Annotated in this window: 15 protein-coding genes and 1 other RNA gene; 2 read left to right on the top strand and 14 right to left on the bottom strand. The window is 59.3% G+C overall.

From position 1 onward, the window contains the following. Nucleotides 1-2: 2 nt before the first annotated feature. The 14 genes from ACZYSM_RS18735 to rsmI form a co-directional block, all read right to left on the bottom strand. Nucleotides 3-971, bottom strand: coding sequence for a D-alanine--D-alanine ligase (locus tag ACZYSM_RS18735; RefSeq protein ID WP_489073357.1), 969 nt, complete (start codon nucleotides 969-971; stop codon nucleotides 3-5). Then, on the bottom strand, nucleotides 968-2428 hold the full coding sequence (gene murC, locus ACZYSM_RS18730) for a UDP-N-acetylmuramate--L-alanine ligase (RefSeq protein WP_489073355.1): 1461 nt from the start codon (nucleotides 2426-2428) through the stop codon (nucleotides 968-970). The genes ACZYSM_RS18735 and murC overlap by 4 nt, the downstream gene beginning before the upstream one ends. Beyond that, nucleotides 2421-3491 carry an undecaprenyldiphospho-muramoylpentapeptide beta-N-acetylglucosaminyltransferase gene (murG, locus tag ACZYSM_RS18725; RefSeq protein ID WP_489073353.1) on the bottom strand — a complete coding sequence of 357 codons (1071 nt, stop codon included), beginning with the start codon at nucleotides 3489-3491 and terminating at the stop codon, nucleotides 2421-2423. Before murG ends, murC begins: the two co-directional genes overlap by 8 nt. After that, entirely contained in the window at nucleotides 3481-4704 is a 1224-nt protein-coding gene (ftsW, locus tag ACZYSM_RS18720) for a putative lipid II flippase FtsW (RefSeq protein ID WP_489073351.1), read from the bottom strand. The genes murG and ftsW overlap by 11 nt, the downstream gene beginning before the upstream one ends. Beyond that, on the bottom strand, nucleotides 4701-6047 hold the full coding sequence (gene murD, locus ACZYSM_RS18715; RefSeq protein ID WP_489073349.1) for a UDP-N-acetylmuramoyl-L-alanine--D-glutamate ligase: 1347 nt from the start codon (nucleotides 6045-6047) through the stop codon (nucleotides 4701-4703). The genes ftsW and murD overlap by 4 nt, the downstream gene beginning before the upstream one ends. A 5-nt stretch (nucleotides 6048-6052) precedes the next feature. Beyond that, nucleotides 6053-7135: a phospho-N-acetylmuramoyl-pentapeptide-transferase gene (gene mraY, locus ACZYSM_RS18710; protein WP_489073347.1), complete on the bottom strand. Its 1083-nt coding sequence runs from the start codon at nucleotides 7133-7135 to the stop codon at nucleotides 6053-6055. Further along, entirely contained in the window at nucleotides 7135-8502 is a 1368-nt protein-coding gene (locus tag ACZYSM_RS18705) for a UDP-N-acetylmuramoyl-tripeptide--D-alanyl-D-alanine ligase (RefSeq protein ID WP_489073345.1), read from the bottom strand. The genes mraY and ACZYSM_RS18705 overlap by 1 nt, the downstream gene beginning before the upstream one ends. Continuing rightward, on the bottom strand, nucleotides 8495-9958 hold the full coding sequence (locus ACZYSM_RS18700) for a UDP-N-acetylmuramoyl-L-alanyl-D-glutamate--2,6-diaminopimelate ligase (RefSeq protein ID WP_489073343.1): 1464 nt from the start codon (nucleotides 9956-9958) through the stop codon (nucleotides 8495-8497). Before ACZYSM_RS18700 ends, ACZYSM_RS18705 begins: the two co-directional genes overlap by 8 nt. Next, nucleotides 9958-11697, bottom strand: a complete 1740-nt coding sequence (locus tag ACZYSM_RS18695) for a peptidoglycan D,D-transpeptidase FtsI family protein (protein WP_489073457.1) — start codon at nucleotides 11695-11697, stop codon at nucleotides 9958-9960. Before ACZYSM_RS18695 ends, ACZYSM_RS18700 begins: the two co-directional genes overlap by 1 nt. Then, nucleotides 11697-11990 carry a cell division protein FtsL gene (ftsL, locus tag ACZYSM_RS18690; RefSeq protein WP_489073341.1) on the bottom strand — a complete coding sequence of 98 codons (294 nt, stop codon included), beginning with the start codon at nucleotides 11988-11990 and terminating at the stop codon, nucleotides 11697-11699. The genes ACZYSM_RS18695 and ftsL overlap by 1 nt, the downstream gene beginning before the upstream one ends. Next, nucleotides 11987-12934: a 16S rRNA (cytosine(1402)-N(4))-methyltransferase RsmH gene (gene rsmH, locus ACZYSM_RS18685; RefSeq protein ID WP_489073339.1), complete on the bottom strand. Its 948-nt coding sequence runs from the start codon at nucleotides 12932-12934 to the stop codon at nucleotides 11987-11989. Before rsmH ends, ftsL begins: the two co-directional genes overlap by 4 nt. Continuing rightward, nucleotides 12931-13386, bottom strand: coding sequence for a division/cell wall cluster transcriptional repressor MraZ (gene mraZ / locus ACZYSM_RS18680; protein WP_019693566.1), 456 nt, complete (start codon nucleotides 13384-13386; stop codon nucleotides 12931-12933). Before mraZ ends, rsmH begins: the two co-directional genes overlap by 4 nt. 309 nt (nucleotides 13387-13695) lie before the next feature. Then, an RNA gene (gene rnpB, locus ACZYSM_RS18675) (RNase P RNA component class A) lies at nucleotides 13696-14049 on the bottom strand. Between the two features lie 74 nt (nucleotides 14050-14123). Further along, nucleotides 14124-14996 carry a 16S rRNA (cytidine(1402)-2'-O)-methyltransferase gene (gene rsmI / locus ACZYSM_RS18670; RefSeq protein WP_489073337.1) on the bottom strand — a complete coding sequence of 291 codons (873 nt, stop codon included), beginning with the start codon at nucleotides 14994-14996 and terminating at the stop codon, nucleotides 14124-14126. 218 nt (nucleotides 14997-15214) lie between these two features. On the opposite strand from rsmI, the gene ACZYSM_RS18665 reads away from it, so the two are divergent. After that, nucleotides 15215-17026, top strand: a complete 1812-nt coding sequence (locus ACZYSM_RS18665) for a penicillin-binding protein activator (RefSeq protein WP_489073335.1) — start codon at nucleotides 15215-15217, stop codon at nucleotides 17024-17026. Further along, entirely contained in the window at nucleotides 17026-17397 is a 372-nt protein-coding gene (locus ACZYSM_RS18660; RefSeq protein WP_489073333.1) for a YraN family protein, read from the top strand. The genes ACZYSM_RS18665 and ACZYSM_RS18660 overlap by 1 nt, the downstream gene beginning before the upstream one ends. Nucleotides 17398-17455 lie beyond the last annotated feature (58 nt).

Here is a 17455-nt window from a genome sequence, read left to right as displayed (position 1 = left end):
GCTTAACCTCGCGGCTCTTCGTTGCTGGCAACACTTGCGGCTAAAATCGCCAACACCAACTGTTGGAAATCCAGGCCGGCTGCACGGGCTGCCATTGGGACCAGACTGTGGTCGGTCATACCCGGTGCAGTGTTGACTTCCAGAAACCAGAACTGCCCTTCGGCGTCCTGCATCACGTCAGCCCGTCCCCAACCGGCGATACCCAGCGCCTCACAGGCTTTTGCCGTGAGGTCCATGAGCTCTTGTTCTTTGGCACTATCAAGGCCACATGGAATCCGGTACTGGGTATCGGAAGCCACGTACTTGGCGTCGTAGTCGTAGAAACTGTGGGTCGTGCCCAAGGCGATCGGTGGCAACACCTGGTCACGCAGAGTGGCGATGGTGAACTCCGGACCTTGAATCCATTGTTCAACCAACACTTGCGAATCATAGGTACTGGCCGCTTTCCATGCGTCGATCAACTCGGACGCAGAACTCACTTTGGCCATACCGATACTTGAACCTTCATGGGCCGGTTTGACGATCAAAGGGAAGCCCAGTTCCGTCGCTGCAGAAATACAATCGGCTTCGCTGCTCAGTACCGCGTGACGCGGTGTCGGAATACCCAGGCTGTGCCAGACCTGCTTGGTCCGCAGCTTGTCCATGGCCAACGCAGAGGCAAGGATGCCGCTGCCAGTGTAAGGAATGCCCAGGCATTCCAGCAGGCCCTGCATACTGCCGTCTTCACCGCCACGACCGTGGAGAATGATAAACGCGCGGTCGATTTTCTCGCTCAGCAAACGTTGCAGGAAGTCATCGCCGACATCGATGCCGAAGGCGTTCACACCGGCGCCTTGCAGTGCTTCAAGAACGGCGTTGCCGGATTTCAGCGAAACCTCACGCTCGGCGCTCTTGCCACCGAACAGCACGGCGACGCGACCGAAGTCTTTCGGCTCGATCGTCGAGAACAGGTTGGCGTAGGCGGCAGTCATTTCAATTTCCCCTGACTGGCAGCAGCAACGGCGCCCGCAAACAGCGGACTGCTCAACAGTTTTGGTGCGAGACCGCCGATATCACCGGCGCCCTGGCACAGCAGGATGTCACCGGCACGCAGCAGCGGTTTGACCAGCGGTGCAAGGTCGACGCCACGCTCGATGTAGATCGGATCGAGCTGACCGCGCTGACGGATGCTGTTGCACAGCTTGCGGCTGTCAGCTCCCGGGATCGGCTCTTCGCCGGCCGGATAGACTTCCATCAGCAGCAAGACGTTGGCGTCGGCCAGCACATTGACGAAATCGTCGTACAGGTCGCGAGTACGGCTGTAACGGTGCGGCTGGTAAACCATCACCAGACGCCGATCCGGCCAACCACCGCGCACGGCTTTGATGACGGCTGCGACTTCGGTCGGGTGGTGACCGTAGTCGTCCACCAGCATGACATTGCCGCCTTCTACCGGCAGTTCGCCGTAGACCTGGAAGCGTCGACCAACACCCTGGAACCCGGACAGGCCCTGGACGATGGCTTCATCGCTGACGCCCTCGTCGGTGGCGATGGCGATGGTCGCCAGCGAGTTCAATACGTTATGGTTGCCCGGCATGTTCACCGAAACATCCAGTGGCTCGCGGTCAGGGCGCAGCACGGTGAAGAAGGTCTGCATGCCTTGCTGACGCACATTGATGGCGCGCACGTCGGCGTCTTCGCCGAAGCCGTAAGTGACCGTCGGGCGTTTCACCAGCGGCAGGATTTCACGCACTACCGGGTCGTCCAGACACACCACCGCCAAACCGTAGAACGGCAGGTTGTGCAGGAACTCGACGAAGGTTTTCTTCAGCTTGTTGAAGTCACCGTCGTAGGTCGCCATGTGGTCGGCGTCGATGTTGGTGACGACCGCTACCAGTGGCTGCAAGTGCAGGAAGCTGGCATCGCTTTCGTCAGCTTCGGCGATCAGATAACGGCTGGTGCCCAGCTGTGCATTAGTGCCTGCTGCATTCAGCCGGCCACCGATGACGAAGGTAGGGTCCAGACCACCGGCCGCGAACACCGAGGCGATCAGGCTGGTAGTGGTGGTTTTGCCGTGAGTACCGGCAACGGCGATGCCGTGGCGATAGCGCATCAGCTCGGCGAGCATTTCAGCACGCGGCACCACCGGAATCCGGCGTTCCAGAGCAGTGGCGACTTCCGGATTGGAAGTGTTCACGGCACTGGAAACCACCAGCACATCGGCGTTCGCAGCGTTTTCGGCACGGTGGCCGATAAAGATGTGTGCACCAAAGGACTCGAGACGCTCGGTCACTGGCGTTGCTTTCAGGTCGGAACCGGAAACGTCATAACCCAGGTTCAACAACACTTCGGCAATCCCGCACATCCCAACGCCGCCGATACCGACGAAGTGGATACGACGGATACGGCGCATTTCCGGTTGCGGCATGGCTTTCTGATTCTCAACCATGGGCCACCTCCAGGCAGATATCGACCACGCTACGGGTGGCATCGGGTTTGGCCAGGCGGCGGGCAGCGCTCGCCATGCTATTGAGTCGTTCCGGTTGCATCAAAACCTCTGTCAGGCGAGCAGCCAGATCGGCTGCGCCAGTCGTTCTTTGCGGCATCAGGAAGGCAGCGCCTTCACGGGCCAAATATTCGGCGTTGCGGGTCTGGTGATCGTCGATGGCGTGGGGCAGAGGCACCAGCATCGAGGGCAGACCGGCAGCGGCCAGTTCACTGATGGTCAACGCGCCTGCACGGCACACCACCAGGTCGGCCCAGCCATAGGCCTGGGCCATGTCTTTGATGAAAGGCTGCACTTGCGCCTCGACGCCAGCCTCGCGATAGCGCTGCGCAGTCACTTCATCGTGGTTTTTGCCAGCCTGATGAAACACTTCCGGGCGCAGGTCGACGGCGACTTGCGACAGGGCTTCAGGCAGCAACTTGTTCAACGGTTCTGCACCCAGGCTTCCACCCAGGATCAGCAAACGCGCCTTGCGACCGGCCAGGGCTGGTCGCGGTGTTTCGAGGAACAGTTCGGTGCGCACCGGATTACCGGTGGTCCGACGGCTGTCCGACAGGGTAAAGGTGTCGGGGAATGCTTCACAGACTCGGGCGGCCAACGGCATGAGCAACCGATTGGCGGTACCGGCGACGGCGTTCTGCTCATGAACGATGACCGGAACACCGGCCAGTTTGGCAGCGACGCCACCGGGGCCAGTCACATAACCACCAAAGCCGACCACGCAGACTGGCCGCAACCGACGAATGATCGCCCGTGCCTGCCAGATCGACTTGAGCAGCATGAACGGTGCCTTGAGCAGCGACAGCTTGCCCTTGCCCCGCAGTCCGCTGGCATTGATGCGATGCAGTTCAAGACCGGCCGCCGGGACCAGATCGTTTTCGATGCCGCGTGGTGTGCCCAGCCAGTGCACGGTGTAGCCACGGGACTGGAACTCACGGGCACAGGCCAGCGCCGGGAACACGTGTCCACCGGTTCCGCCCGCCATAATCAGCACGTTAGCGCCCATGGGTCGACTCCTCGGCGAAGTCGCTCTCTTGGAACTCCATCTCTTCACTGCCCAGGTGGGTTCGACTCTCCCACTCGATGCGCAGCAACAAGCCGAGACAGGCACCGCAGATCACCAACGAACTGCCGCCATAACTGAGGAACGGCAGGGTCAGGCCTTTGGTCGGCAGCAGGCCGACGTTCACCCCGATGTTGATCAGGAACTGACCGATCCACAGGAACGACAGACCGTACGCGATGTAGGCAGCGAAGAATTGCTTGGCCTTCTCGGCCCAATAGCCGATGTACATGCCACGAATACAAACAAAGACGAACAGCGCTACCGTGCACAACGAACCCACGGCACCCAGTTCTTCGGCCAGGACCGAGAACACGAAGTCGGTGTGGGCTTCCGGCAGGTAGAACTGTTTCTGCACGCTGTTACCCAGGCCAACGCCCAGCCATCCGCCGCGACCAAAAGCGATCAATGCTTGAGACAACTGGTAGCCGGCGCCGAACTGGTCGGCCCACGGATCGGCAAAGTTGGTCAGGCGCGCCATTCGATACGGCTGCACTTGAATCAACAACACCACCGCCGCGACCGCCAGGACAACCATCAAGGAAAAACGGAACAGCCCGACCCCGCCGAGAAACAGCATCGCCGCCGCGGCGCCCATCATTACAACGGTGGCACCGAAGTCCGGTTCCATCAGCAACAGGCCGGCCATTGGCAGCAGAACGATGAATGGCTTGAAGAAGCCCATCCAGCTTTCACGCACTTCTTTCTGGCGACGCACCAGATAACCGGCGAGGTAGATCACCACGAATACCTTGGCGATCTCGGAAGGCTGAACGTTGAAGAAACTGAAGCCGATCCAGCGCATCGAACCGTTCACTTCACGGCCAATCCCCGGGACGATCACCATCACCAGCAAACCGAACGCACCAAGCAGCATCAGCCAGCCCAGGCGTTGCCAGGTGGCGATAGGAATCATCATGGTGATGACGCAGGCACCAAGGCCCAGCACGATGTAGATAAGGTGGCGAATCATGTAGTACAGGGCACTGCCCGACTGCACCGCCGCCACTTCGGTCGATGCCGAGGCGATCATGACCAGCCCGAGGCCGATCAATGCCAGGCAACCGGCAAGCATCGGAAAGTCGAGGTCGATACCGCGACCGGTGATGAGCGGCGAGGGGTACGGCTTGATGACATTTCCTAGTCCGAAGCTCATGCCAAGTCCTCCACAGCCTGGGCGAACAACTGCCCGCGCTCTTCGTAGTTCTTGAACATGTCGAAACTGGCGCAGGCCGGCGACAGCAGCACTGCGTCGCCTGCCTCGGCGAGTGCCTGGCTGCGCTCGACGGCTTCGATCAGCGAACTGACGCGAATCAGTGGAACCTCGTCGCCGATTGCCTCAGCAATCAACTCCGAGTCACGGCCCATCAGCACCACGGCACGGCAGTTGGCCGCAACTGGACCTCGCAGGTCCTTGAAGTCCGCACCCTTGCCATCGCCGCCGGCAATCAGCACTAGCTTGCCAGCGATGTCTGCGCCCAAGCCCTCAATGGCGGCCAATGCGGCACCGACGTTGGTGGCTTTGGAGTCGTTGTAGTAGCTCACGCCATTCAGGTCCCGGACCCATTGGCAGCGATGCTCGAGGCCAGCGAAAGTGCGCAGGCTCGACAGCATCGCGTCGAACGGCAGCCCCACGGCATGCCCCAGGGCCAGGGCCGCCAGGGCGTTGGACTGATTGTGAGCACCACGAATTTTCAACTCGCGAACCGGCATCAGGTTCTGGAATTCGAAGGCCAGATACTTCTCGCCGTTCTCTTCACGCAGACCGAAAGCCTTGAAGTCGGGTTTGCTCAAACCGAAGGTCCAGCACGGCAAACCTTCGCCGATCAATGGACGGCTCAAAGCGTCCTGGCGGTTGACCACCACTTGCCTGGCGCCACGGAATATCCGGTGCTTGGCCAAGTGGTACGCCGGCAGGCCGCTGTAGCGGTCCATGTGGTCTTCGCTGACGTTCAACACGGTGGCGACTTCAGCACCGAGTTGATCTGTCGTCTCAAGCTGGAAACTCGACAGCTCCATCACATACAGCTCGACGTCGTCGCTGAGCAGGTCCAGCGCTGGCGTACCGAGGTTGCCGCCAACCGCCACACGTTTGCCAGCAGCCGCTGCCATTTCACCCACCAGGGTGGTGACGGTGCTTTTCGCGTTGGAGCCGCTGATGGCGACAATCGGCGCCTTCGCGTTACGCGCGAACAGCTCGATGTCACCGGAAAGCTTCACGCCACGAGCGGCTGCCGCTTGCAGAGCCGGTGTCGCCAGGGCCAGGCCGGGGCTCACGTAGAGCTCGTCGGCACGGCACAGGAACTCGACATCCAGCTCGCCACAACGCACTTCCACGTGCGGGTAGTCACGGCGCAGCGTGACCAGCTCCGGTGGATTTTCCCGCGTATCGGCCACAGCAAACGACACGCCCCGACTCGCCAGGAAGCGAACCAGGGACATGCCGCTCTTGCCGAGGCCGACAACGATGCGGAAGTGGTCAGAAGCGATCAGAGACACTCGTTCTACCTCAGCTTCAGGGTGGCAAGGCCGACCAGGACCAGAATCACGGTGATGATCCAGAAACGGACGATCACACGCGGCTCTGGCCAGCCCTTGAGTTCAAAATGGTGGTGAATCGGTGCCATGCGGAACACACGGCGACCGGTCAACTTAAAGGAAGCAACCTGGATGACGACCGACAGGGTTTCCATCACGAACACGCCGCCCATGATGAACAGGACGATTTCCTGACGGACGATGACCGCAATGGTGCCTAGCGCCGCGCCCAGCGCCAGTGCGCCGACGTCGCCCATGAAAACTTGAGCTGGGTAAGTGTTGAACCAGAGGAAGCCCAGACCGGCACCGATCAACGCCCCGCAGAACACAATCAGCTCACCCGCGCCCGGTACATAAGGGATCAGCAGGTATTCGGCGAACTTCACGTTACCCGACAGGTAGCAGAAGATCCCCAGTGCGCCGCCGACCATCACGGTTGGCATGATTGCCAAACCATCGAGGCCGTCGGTCAGGTTGACCGCGTTGCTTGAGCCAACGATGACGAAATAGGTCAGGACGATGAAACCGAAGCCCAAGGGAATGCTGAAATCCTTCAGCATTGGAAGAATCAGGGTGGTTTCCACCGCGCTTGGTGCGGTCATATAAAGAAAGATCGCCGCGCCCAGGCCAAACACCGACTGCCAGAAGTACTTCCAGCGGCTTGGCAGACCACGGGAGTTCTTCTCGATCACCTTGCGGTAGTCATCAACCCAACCAATCGCGCCAAACAGCAGCGTCACCAGTAGCACGACCCAGACGTAACGGTTATCCAGGTCGGCCCAGAGCAATGTACTGATAGTGATTGCGGAAAGGATCAACGCACCACCCATGGTCGGCGTGCCCGATTTGGACAAGTGCGATTGCGGCCCGTCGTTACGTACCGACTGACCGATCTGGCGATTCTGCAAGGTGCGGATCATCCATGGCCCCAGCCACAGCGACAACGACAACGCGGTCAGCACACCGAGGATCCCGCGCAGGGTCAGGTACTGGAAGACCGCGAAGCCTTTGTAGAACTGTTGCAGATATTCAGCCAGCAGCAGCAGCATTAATGTTTCTCCCCGCTGGAACCACACAAAGCCGCGACGACGTTTTCCATCACCGCGCTGCGCGATCCCTTGATCAAAATAGTGGTGTTTGTATCGTGTTCGGCGCCCAGCGCTTCGATCAGCTCAGCCTGAGTGGCGAAGTGATAAGCCTGTTGACCAAAAGCTGTCACGGCGTGAGCCATCATCGGCCCCACGGCATAAAGAGCGGAAACCTTGCCAGCGGCATAAGCGCCAACATCGCGGTGCCCCTGCTCCGCCCACTCGCCCAACTCGCCGATATCTCCGAGCACCAGAACGGTGCGTCCGGAAAAGCCGGCGAGTATATCAACGGCGGCGCACATAGAGGTGGGGTTTGCATTGTAAGTGTCATCAATCACGCGCATGCCGTTTTTCGCCAGTTGCGCAACGGTGCGACCCTTGACTGGCTTAACCGCGCCCAGGCCAGTGGCGATACCCAACAGCGAGACGCCCAGTGCATGAGCCGCGGCAGCCGCAGCCAGAGCGTTGGCAACGTTATGGCTGCCCAGAAGATTGAGCTGAACCCGCTCCACACCTTGCGGGCTGTGCAGATTGAACGCCAGGCAACCGCGCGCATCGCGATCCAGATCGGTTGCATGAAAATCGGCAGTGGCATTGTTCAGGGCAAAACTCAGCACCTGACGGCCAGCAGCACGGGCCTTCCAGATGGCGAATGCCTTGTCGTCGAGATTGAGAACGGCGATGCCTGAAGCATCCAGCCCTTCAAGTATCTCGCCTTTGGCTTCGACAATTTTCTCAGGCCCGCCGAATTCGCCGACATGGGCGGTCCCGGCGTTGTTGATCACGGCCACATGAGGCTTGGTCATGCCAACGGTGTAGGCAATCTCGCCGATCCGCGAAGCCCCGAGCTCGATCACCGCCGCCGTGTGTTCCGGGGCCAGTTCGAGCAAGGTCAGCGGGACGCCGAGGTCATTATTCAGGTTGCCGCGGGTCGCCAGTACAGGCCCGCGCGTGCGCAGAATGCTCGCGAGCATTTCCTTGACGGTGGTTTTGCCGCTGGAGCCAGTGATCGCCGCTACTGGATGGGTGTAAGCCGCACGATTCAGCGCGCCGAGCTCACCCAAGGCGTGACGGGTATCAGTCACCAGCAATTGCGGCAGAACGGAATCAGCCACTTCACGCTCGACCAGTGCGCCGACTGCGCCTTTGGCGGCGACGTCATTCAGATAGTCATGACCATCGAAACGCGGACCGGTCAGGGCGATAAACAGTTGCCCAGGTTTGATTGCACGGCTGTCGATGCTGACGCCGTCAAAGCTGCAATCGCCAGCGATCAGGCGACCTGCCAAAGGTCCGGTCAGTTCGCTCAATTTCAACGCTTTAAGCATGAGCCACCTCCCATGCGGTCAAAGCCTTGTCGGCCTCGACCAGATCGGAGAAGTCATGGCGCTTGCCATTGATTTCCTGATAATCCTCATGACCTTTACCGGCCAGAACGATCACATCGTCGGCCGAGGCACTGGCAATCAGTTGGGCAATGGCCTGGCCACGACCGGCCACGAACGTGACTTTATCCACAGCGCTGAAACCCGCGCGAATATCGTCGAATATTTTCGATGGCTCTTCAGTGCGCGGATTGTCGTCGGTGACCAATACACCGTCCGCCAGACGCTCGACCACTTGCGCCATCAACGGACGCTTGCCGCGATCACGATCGCCGCCGCAACCGAAAAGGCACAGCAACTTGCCCTTGGCATGAGGACGCAGAGCCGTCAGAACTTTTTCCAGCGCATCCGGGGTATGGGCGTAATCGACCACTACCAGCGGCTGAGTGCCACCGCCCAGGCGTTGCATGCGACCGACCGGGCCTTCGAGTTTCGGCAGTACCTGCAGGATCTCGTCCAGCGCGTAGTCCAGACCGAGCAAGGCGCCGACAGCCGCCAACACGTTGCTCAGGTTGAATCGACCGAGCAAGGTGCTGCGCAAATGGTGTTCGCCCTGAGGCGTGACCAACGTGGCGCGTACGCCCTCGTCGTCAAACTGCGCTTCACGGCAATACAGGTAAGCGCTGGAATCTTCCAGGCTGTAGCTGATCAGCCGTGACTCCTGTTTTTCGGCGGCCAGTTGCCGACCAAAATCGTCGTCGAGGTTGATCACCCGGCAGCGCAGATCAGCCCAGCCGAACAGTTTGGCCTTGGTGTCGGCATAGACTTCCATGGTCCCGTGATAATCCAGATGATCCCGGGACAGGTTGGTCATTACCGCCACATCAAACGCCAGGGCGGTGACGCGACCTTGATCCAGACCATGGGAGGAGACTTCCATCGCCACGGCTTTCGCGCCAGCCTTTTTCAGGTCAGCCAAGGTTGCCTGCACGGCAATCGGATTGGGCGTGGTATGCAGGCCGCTTTGCAGCGCGCCATAGAAACCGGTCCCCAATGTGCCGACGATGCCGCAATGCTGGCCAAGCAAGTCCAGCGCCTGCGCAACCAATTGGGTCACGCTGGTTTTACCGTTGGTGCCGGTCACGCCGACCAGATTCAGGTTGCGGCTTGGGTCGCCGTAGAAGCGCCCGGCGATATCCGACAGCTGCGCCGCCAGACCTTTGACCGGAATCAGCGGTACATCGGTAATAGGTAGAACGGTAACGCCTTCGACTTCATAGGCAACCGCTGCCGCGCCGCGCATCAAGGCGTCGTTAATGTGTGCACGGCCATCCACCTTGCCGCCAGGAACCGCGAGAAACAGGTCGCCTGCACGAACTGTGCGGCTATCCAGCGTCAACTCGCGAATCAACAGATCACGACCGGCGTGGGCAAAAATCTTGTTCAGGCTAAGAGACATTAGCCGCGCCCTCCATTGGCTTTTACTAAATTGCCGGGTGTTGCATTCGCTTGCTGCGTCGTAGGCAGGTTATCCGGCGAGATATTCATCAAGCGCAGGGTGCCGGACATCACTTTGCTGAACACCGGCGCCGACACCAGACCACCGAAGTAACCGGCCTTGCTTGGCTCATCAATGACCACCACGATCGCGTAACGCGGATCGCTCATCGGGCCAAAACCGGCGAACAGGGAGCGATAGGAGTTCTCCGCATAACCCTTGGTGCCCACCGACGTCTTACGTGCGGTACCACTCTTGCCGGCCACGTGATAAGCCGGCACTTGTGCGCGGAACACGCCGCGTGGCGCTTCGATCACTTGCTGCAACATACCTTGCATGGTTTTCGCGACGTTCTCCGGAATCACCTGGGTGGTTTCTGGAGCTTTGTCAATCTTGATCAGGGTCAGCGGCGCGATGCGGCCGTTGTTGGCCAGCGCCGAGAAGGCGTGGACCAGTTGAATCGCGGTCACGGAGAGGCCGTAGCCATAGGACAGCGTGGCCGTCTCGGCCTTTTTCCAATCGCGATAGTTCGGCAGGTTGCCAACACGTTCACCGGGGAAGCTGAGGCCAGTGTCCTGACCGAGGCCGACTTTCTGTGCCAGACGGAAAATGGTTTCGCCGCCGATATCAAAGGCGACCTTACTCATGCCGACGTTACTGGAGTTGATCAGAATTCCGGTCAGGTCGAGTACCGGACCTTCAGTCTTGGAGACGTCACGAATGGTGTATTTACCCAGCTGCAAGGTGCCCGGATAAACCTCGACCGTGTCGCTTGGCTTCCAGCGCCCGGTTTCAAGCGCAGCGCTCATGGAGATCGCCTTCATGGTCGAACCCGGTTCGAACACGTCGATCATGGCGCGGTTGCGCATCATCGCTGGCTGCAGGTTGCGGCGGTTGTTCGGGTTGTAGGTTGGCTGGTTGACCATGGCCAGAATCTCGCCGGTCTTCACATCCATGATCACCAGGCTGCCGGCTTTCGCGCCGTTTTCCACAATGGCGTTACGCAGTTCACGGTTGGCCAGGTATTGCAGACGCAGATCAATTGACAACGCCAAGGGCTTACCAGCCTTGGCGTTTTTGGTGACCTGGACATCCTGGATCAATCTGCCACGCCGGTCCTTGATAACCTGACGCTTGCCGGGCACACCGGCCAGCCACTCATCATAAGCCAGCTCGACGCCTTCTCGGCCGTGGTCATCGATGTCGGTAAAGCCGACCATGTGAGCGGTCACTTCACCGGCCGGGTAGAAACGCCGGAACTCTTCGATGCCGTAGACACCGGGCACTTTCAGATCAAGCACGGACTGACCCTGCTCGGGGGTCAAACCACGTACCAGATAGATAAATTCTTTATTGGCCTGCGCCTCGAGGCGTTCGGTCAGTGCTTTAGGGTCTTGCCCCAAAGCGGCAGCCAGCGCGGGCCACCGGTCCTTGGCCAGCTGCATTTCCTTGGCGTTGGCCCACAAAGTTGTCACCGGCGTACTGACGGCCAAAGGCTCGCCATTACGGTCGGTAATCAAGCCGCGGTGCGCCGGGATCGGGATATGACGAACACTGCGAGCGTCACCCTGACCTTTGAGGAAGTCATGATCGACAACCTGCAGGTCGATGATGCGCCAGACGATCGCGCCCACCATCAGTGCCAGCAAACCCAGCACCACGCGGAAACGCCAAGGATAAAGAGCCCCTTCGAGTTTCATCATGGCGCCACCATACGGACTTCAGCCGCGCCAGGAATGCGCATCTTCAGTTGCTCGGCCGCGAGCACTTCGATCCGGCTGTGGGCCGTCCAGGTGCTCTGCTCGAGAATCAACCGGCCCCACTCGGCCTGCGCCTTGTCGCGCACACTCAATTCGCCGTAGAGGGAGTTGAGAAGCTGACGGTTCCAGTGAGCGCTGTAAGACACCCCAATCGCAGAAACCAGCACGCCAATAAACAGCAGCAGCATGAAAAAGCTTCCGCCGGGAAGTGGCTTGGCGAAGAGCTTGCTCACCGCAGCTTCTCCGCGACGCGCATGACAGCGCTACGAGAACGTGGGTTGGCCTTGAGTTCGGCTTCGGAAGCGAACTGCGGTTTGCCATGGACTTTGATTTTCGGCACGAAGGCTTCGAAACGTACCGGCAGGTTGCGCGGCAGGTTGTCGGTTTCACCCTTCACCAGACGACGCATGAACAATTTGACGATGCGGTCTTCCAGCGAGTGGAAGCTGATGACGACCAGACGGCCACCCACTTCGAGAGATTCCAGCGCTGCTTCGAGGCCAGTTTCCAGATCGCCCAGTTCGTTATTGACGTGAATGCGCAAACCCTGGAAAGCCCGGGTAGCCGGGTGCTTGCCCTTTTCCCAGGCCGGATTGGCGACTTTCAGGACTTCGGCCAGATCGCCGGTACGCTCGAACGGCTTGATGACACGACGCTCGACGACCGCACGAGCCATGCGCCCGGAGAAACGTTCTTCACCGTATTCCTTGAACACCCGGGCGATTTCTTCTGCGGGAGCCGTAGCAATGAACTCGGCGGCGCTGACCCCGCGACTCGGGTCCATGCGCATGTCCAGCGGGCCGTCATTCATGAAACTGAAGCCGCGCTCCGGATCATCGAGTTGTGGCGAGGACACGCCCAGGTCAAGCAGAACGCCGTTGATCTTGCCGGCCAGACCGCGTTCGGCGATTTCCGAACCCAGCTCGGCAAAGCTGCGCTGCACAACGACAAAGCGGCCGTCTTCGGCCGCTAGCGTTTGCCCGGTGGCAATCGCTTGAGGATCTTTGTCAAACCCCAGCACACGACCATCGGGACCGAGCTGACTCAGTATCAGGCGACTATGCCCGCCGCGCCCGAACGTTCCGTCCAGATAGCAGCCATCAGGGCGTACGGCGAGAGCCTCTACGGCTTCGTCAAGCAGTACGGTGATGTGGTTAAAGCCGCTATCAATAGTCACAGGATCAAATCACGCAGTTCATCAGGCATAGCGCCCGGTTGTTGAATAGCAGCCAGGTCCGCAGCAGAAACCGCGTCCCAGGCATCCTCGTCCCATAATTGGAACTTGTTCAGTTGGCCAACCAACATCGCGCGCTTATCCAACTTGGCATATTCACGCAAACGTGGCGGAACCAGAAAACGACCACTGCCATCGAGCTCGAGGTCGACGGCATTACCAATCAGCAAACGTTGCAAACGACGGTTTTCTTCGCGTAGCGAAGGCAGTGCGCGCAGTTTGGTTTCAATCAGCTCCCACTCATCGAGGGGATAAACACATAAACAAGGATCAACGGCATCGATCGTGACAATTAATTGCCCGGAACTTCGCGAAACGAGCTCGTCACGATACCGGCTCGGCATGGCGAGACGGCCTTTTGCATCGAGACTGATAGCGTTAGCTCCGCGAAACACGTCAGCGTTTCTCCAAATATTAGCGTTTTACGCTCAAAAAACCCACTTCATGCCACTTTCCGCCACTTGCGCACACTATAGGAATGCGCCCACCACACCGTCAAGGCGCGGTTTCACGGAAAAGCCTTACAGATCGGAGATTTAGGAGACTAATAGGAGGGGTGGCGAGATTTTTGCGGATGTTTTAACTCGCTAACTTCAATCAAGCCAGAAGGCTACGATCAGAAGTTAAAGTGATTTGTTAAGAGTAAGATTTTTTCGGTATTACAAAAGCGCTTCTGCTATTGATTCAAGCAGGGAGGGAAAAAGGTGGAGAGTCGATCTGTAAGCCGGGTTCTGTCGTGAACAGTCATTCGTCTACGATGGCCATCACTGGACATCTTTAGCAACCTACCCGGTTCCAGCGCGGGCCACGCCTTGGAACCCTATTTGGTCTTGCTCCAAGTGGGGTTTACCTAGCCACGAACTGTTGCCAGTCGTGCGGTGCGCTCTTACCGCACCTTTTCACCCTTACCGGCACCGAAGTGCTTAGGCGGTTATTTTCTGTGGCACTTTCCGTAGGCTCACGCCTCCCAGGCATTACCTGGCACTTCGCCCTATGGAGCCCGGACTTTCCTCCCCCCTCTAATTTTCATAGAAGGCAGCGACTGTCCAATCGACTCTCCGTTGCAAAGATTAACGGCTGAGCCGCCCAAGAACAAGCGTTAAAAGCCTTTTGCCACTCTGCGACCTGCGACCTACTCGCCTTTCTGCTTGTCCAGGGCAACCTGATACAAGACATTTTTGCGCTCGCCGGTAATTTCCGCCGCCAATGCTGCGGCTCGTTTGAGCGGCATTTCTTTGAGCAGCAGGTCGAGAATACGCATCGACTCGCTACTGACCGCTTCGTCACTTACGGGTGCGGACCACCCCGCCACCAGCACAACGCACTCGCCGCGCTGCTGATTACTGTCACCCTCGACAAAAGCCCGCAGGTCCGTCAGAGGCAAACCCTTGAGTGTCTCGAAGGTTTTGGTCAACTCACGAGCCAGCAACGCCGGCCGCTCAGCGCCGAATACCAACTCCATATCCTGCAAGCATTCCAGAATCCGGTGGGGAGCCTCGTAAAAAATCAGCGTGCGCGGCTCTTCCTTTAATAGTTCCAGACGAGCGCGACGCCCCACCGCCTTGGCCGGCAGAAAACCTTCAAAGATAAAGCGATCAGACGGCAAACCCGCCGCAGACAAGGCGGCAATCAGTGCACAAGCGCCCGGCACAGGCACTACATTGATACCCGCAGCACGGGCCTGACGAACCAGGTGGTAGCCAGGATCGGAAATCAGTGGCGTGCCAGCGTCAGAAATCAGCGCCACGTTATCGCCGGCCAACAATCGAGTGACAAAACGACTGCCTTCGTCACGCTCATTGTGTTCATGGCACGCCGCCAGCGGCGTGGAAATACCAAAGTGCTGTAGCAACCGCAGGGAATGACGCGTGTCTTCGGCGGCGATCAACGCCACCTCACGCAATATTTTCAGCGCCCGCGCACTGATGTCGTCCAGGTTGCCGATGGGCGTCGCCACCACATAAAGCGAGCCAGCAGCGGAATTCAAAGCACCTGGAGCAGTCAAAGCGCACACCTCTTGATAGGGAAAAGCGCCATTGTAGCCTGTAGAGGCCTTCTCAATGCGCCCCACAGGCACCTTGTAGCCCTGCGCTTTTCGGTCTTTTCCAAGGTTCGGCAACATTTACACGATCTAAATTGACGGTTTAACGCCAGTAACATCGCGCCCCGGCCAGTGCTTGGGTACAATTCCACGCTAATTTGATCGAGTATCAGGAACATTACATGATCGCTTGCCTGCGGCTGTTCTCTGCCCTCTGCCTCGCTGCCCTATTGGCGGCTTGCGCCAGCTCGCCCTCGTCCAGCCTTGGCGAACTTCCACGGACCCCGGATGCCAGTATCGAGCAGTTGCTCGAACAGGCCGCCGCGAGCAAAACGCCCGAGAAAGCAGCCTTGCTGCGCTTGAGCGCGGCGGACCTGGCCTATCACCAAAACAAAGCCGGCCAGGCCGCTCAGATTCTTGCGCTGGTCCCGCTGGAACAACTCAAACCAGGCCAACAGGTCTTCGCCAGCACCCTGGCGGCTGAACTGGCCATGGCCCGCAATCAGCCCAAAGCGGCGCTGACTGCGTTGAGCCACCCAAGCCTGCAGCGTCTGGGCGAATTGCCGGTCGAACAACAGATCCGCACCGGCAGCGTGCATGCTCTCGCGCTTGAGTCTGATGGTCAGACCCTGGCCGCCGCGCGGGAACGCATCTTCATCGCCCCGCTGCTCAGTGGCGACGCAGCCAGCAAAAACCACGAAGCGATCTGGGCCCTGATTGCCGCCCTGCCTACCGATCAATTGCAACCCACCAGCAATGACGATCTCGGCGGCTGGCTGAGCCTGGCCCTGGCAGTGAAAACCGCCGCCACCCTGGAGCAACAACAAGCGGCTATCGACAACTGGCGCGCGCAGCACCCTAAACATCCGGCATCCATTCAACTGCCACTACCGTTGACCAAGCTCAAGGAACTGGCCAGCCAGCCTCTGACCAAAATCGCCCTGCTGCTGCCACAAGAGGGCCCGCTGGCCTCCGTCGGCAAAGCCCTGCGCGAAGGCTTCATGGCCGCTCACTACCAGGCTCAACAAGCCGGGCAGAAGCCACCAAGCATCGAATTTTATGACAGCTCTCGCCTGACCTCGCTGGACGATTTCTATCAAAAAGCCCAGGCCGCCGGCGTACAGCTGGTGATCGGCCCACTGGAAAAACCGCTGGTCAAACAACTCAGTGCTCGCCCGCAACTGCCAATCACCACCCTGGCGCTGAACTACAGCGAAGGCGAACAAGGACCCGCTCAACTGTTCCAGTTCGGCCTTGCCGCCGAAGATGAAGCCCGCGAAGTGTCTCGCCGCGCCCGCGCCGATGGCCTGCATCGCGCCGCCGCCATGGTGCCGAAAGGTGAATGGGGCGATCGCGTACTCAAAGCTTTCCGTCAGGATTGGGAAGCCAACGGCGGCACCGTGATCGGCGTCGAACACGTTGACCAGCCAGTTGCCCTGGCTCAGCAGATCGCCGACCTGTTCCAGCTGCGTCAGAGCGAAGGCCGCGCCAAGAGCCTGCAAAGCACTGTGGGTTCGCAGGTGGCCGCACAGCCTTCGCGTCGCCAGGACATCGAGTTCATCTTCCTCGCTGTGACCCCGCAGCAAGCCCAACAGATCAAGCCAACCCTGAATTTCCAGTACGCAGGTGATGTACCGGTTTACGCCACCTCGCACGTATTCAGCGCCAGCGGCGATCAAAACCAGTACAACGACATGAATGGTGTGCGCTTCTGCGAAACACCATGGCTACTGGACGCTAACGATCCACTGCGCAAACAAGTGACTGCACAATGGCCACAAGCCGGCGGCAGCCTGGGTCGCCTGTACGCAATGGGCGTCGACGCCTATCGCCTTGCACCGCGCCTGGGTCAGCTCAAAGCTCTACCAGACAGCCGCATCGAAGGGCTGTCAGGGAGCCTGAGCATGAGCCGGACACAACGCGTCCAGCGTCAACTGCCTTGGGCCCAATTCGTCAGCGGCCAGGTTCAACGCCTGCCTGATACCCCACGCTGATGCCCGACAGGTCACGCCAACAAAGCGGAAAGGATGCCGAAAGCCAAGCGCTCAAGCATCTCCAACAACAAGGTCTGCGCCTGCTGGCGCAGAACTGGCTGTGCAAACGCGGCGAGCTTGATCTGGTCATGCTTGACGGCGATACAGTAGTATTCGTCGAAGTCCGTTACAGACAGCACACGCAATGGGGTGGCGCACTTGCCAGCATCGATGCACGCAAGCGCCAGAAGCTGATACTTGCCGCGCAGTATTTTTTGCAGCGCGAGTCGCGTTGGGCCAATCACCCCTGCCGTTTCGATGTGGTCGCGATAGACAGCATCAGCGGTGCAGCACCTCATTTGAACTGGCTACGGAATGCCTTTGACAGCTGATCGAAGCGCTCAAGCCGAGCCAAACACTTTCACTGAACAATTTTGCTCTTTGCTTTGC

The sequence above is a fragment of the Pseudomonas sp. F220 genome, assembly GCF_057813935.1.
The sequence above is the reverse complement of the archived record's forward strand: the minus strand, read 5'-3'. Positions and strand labels throughout refer to the sequence as shown.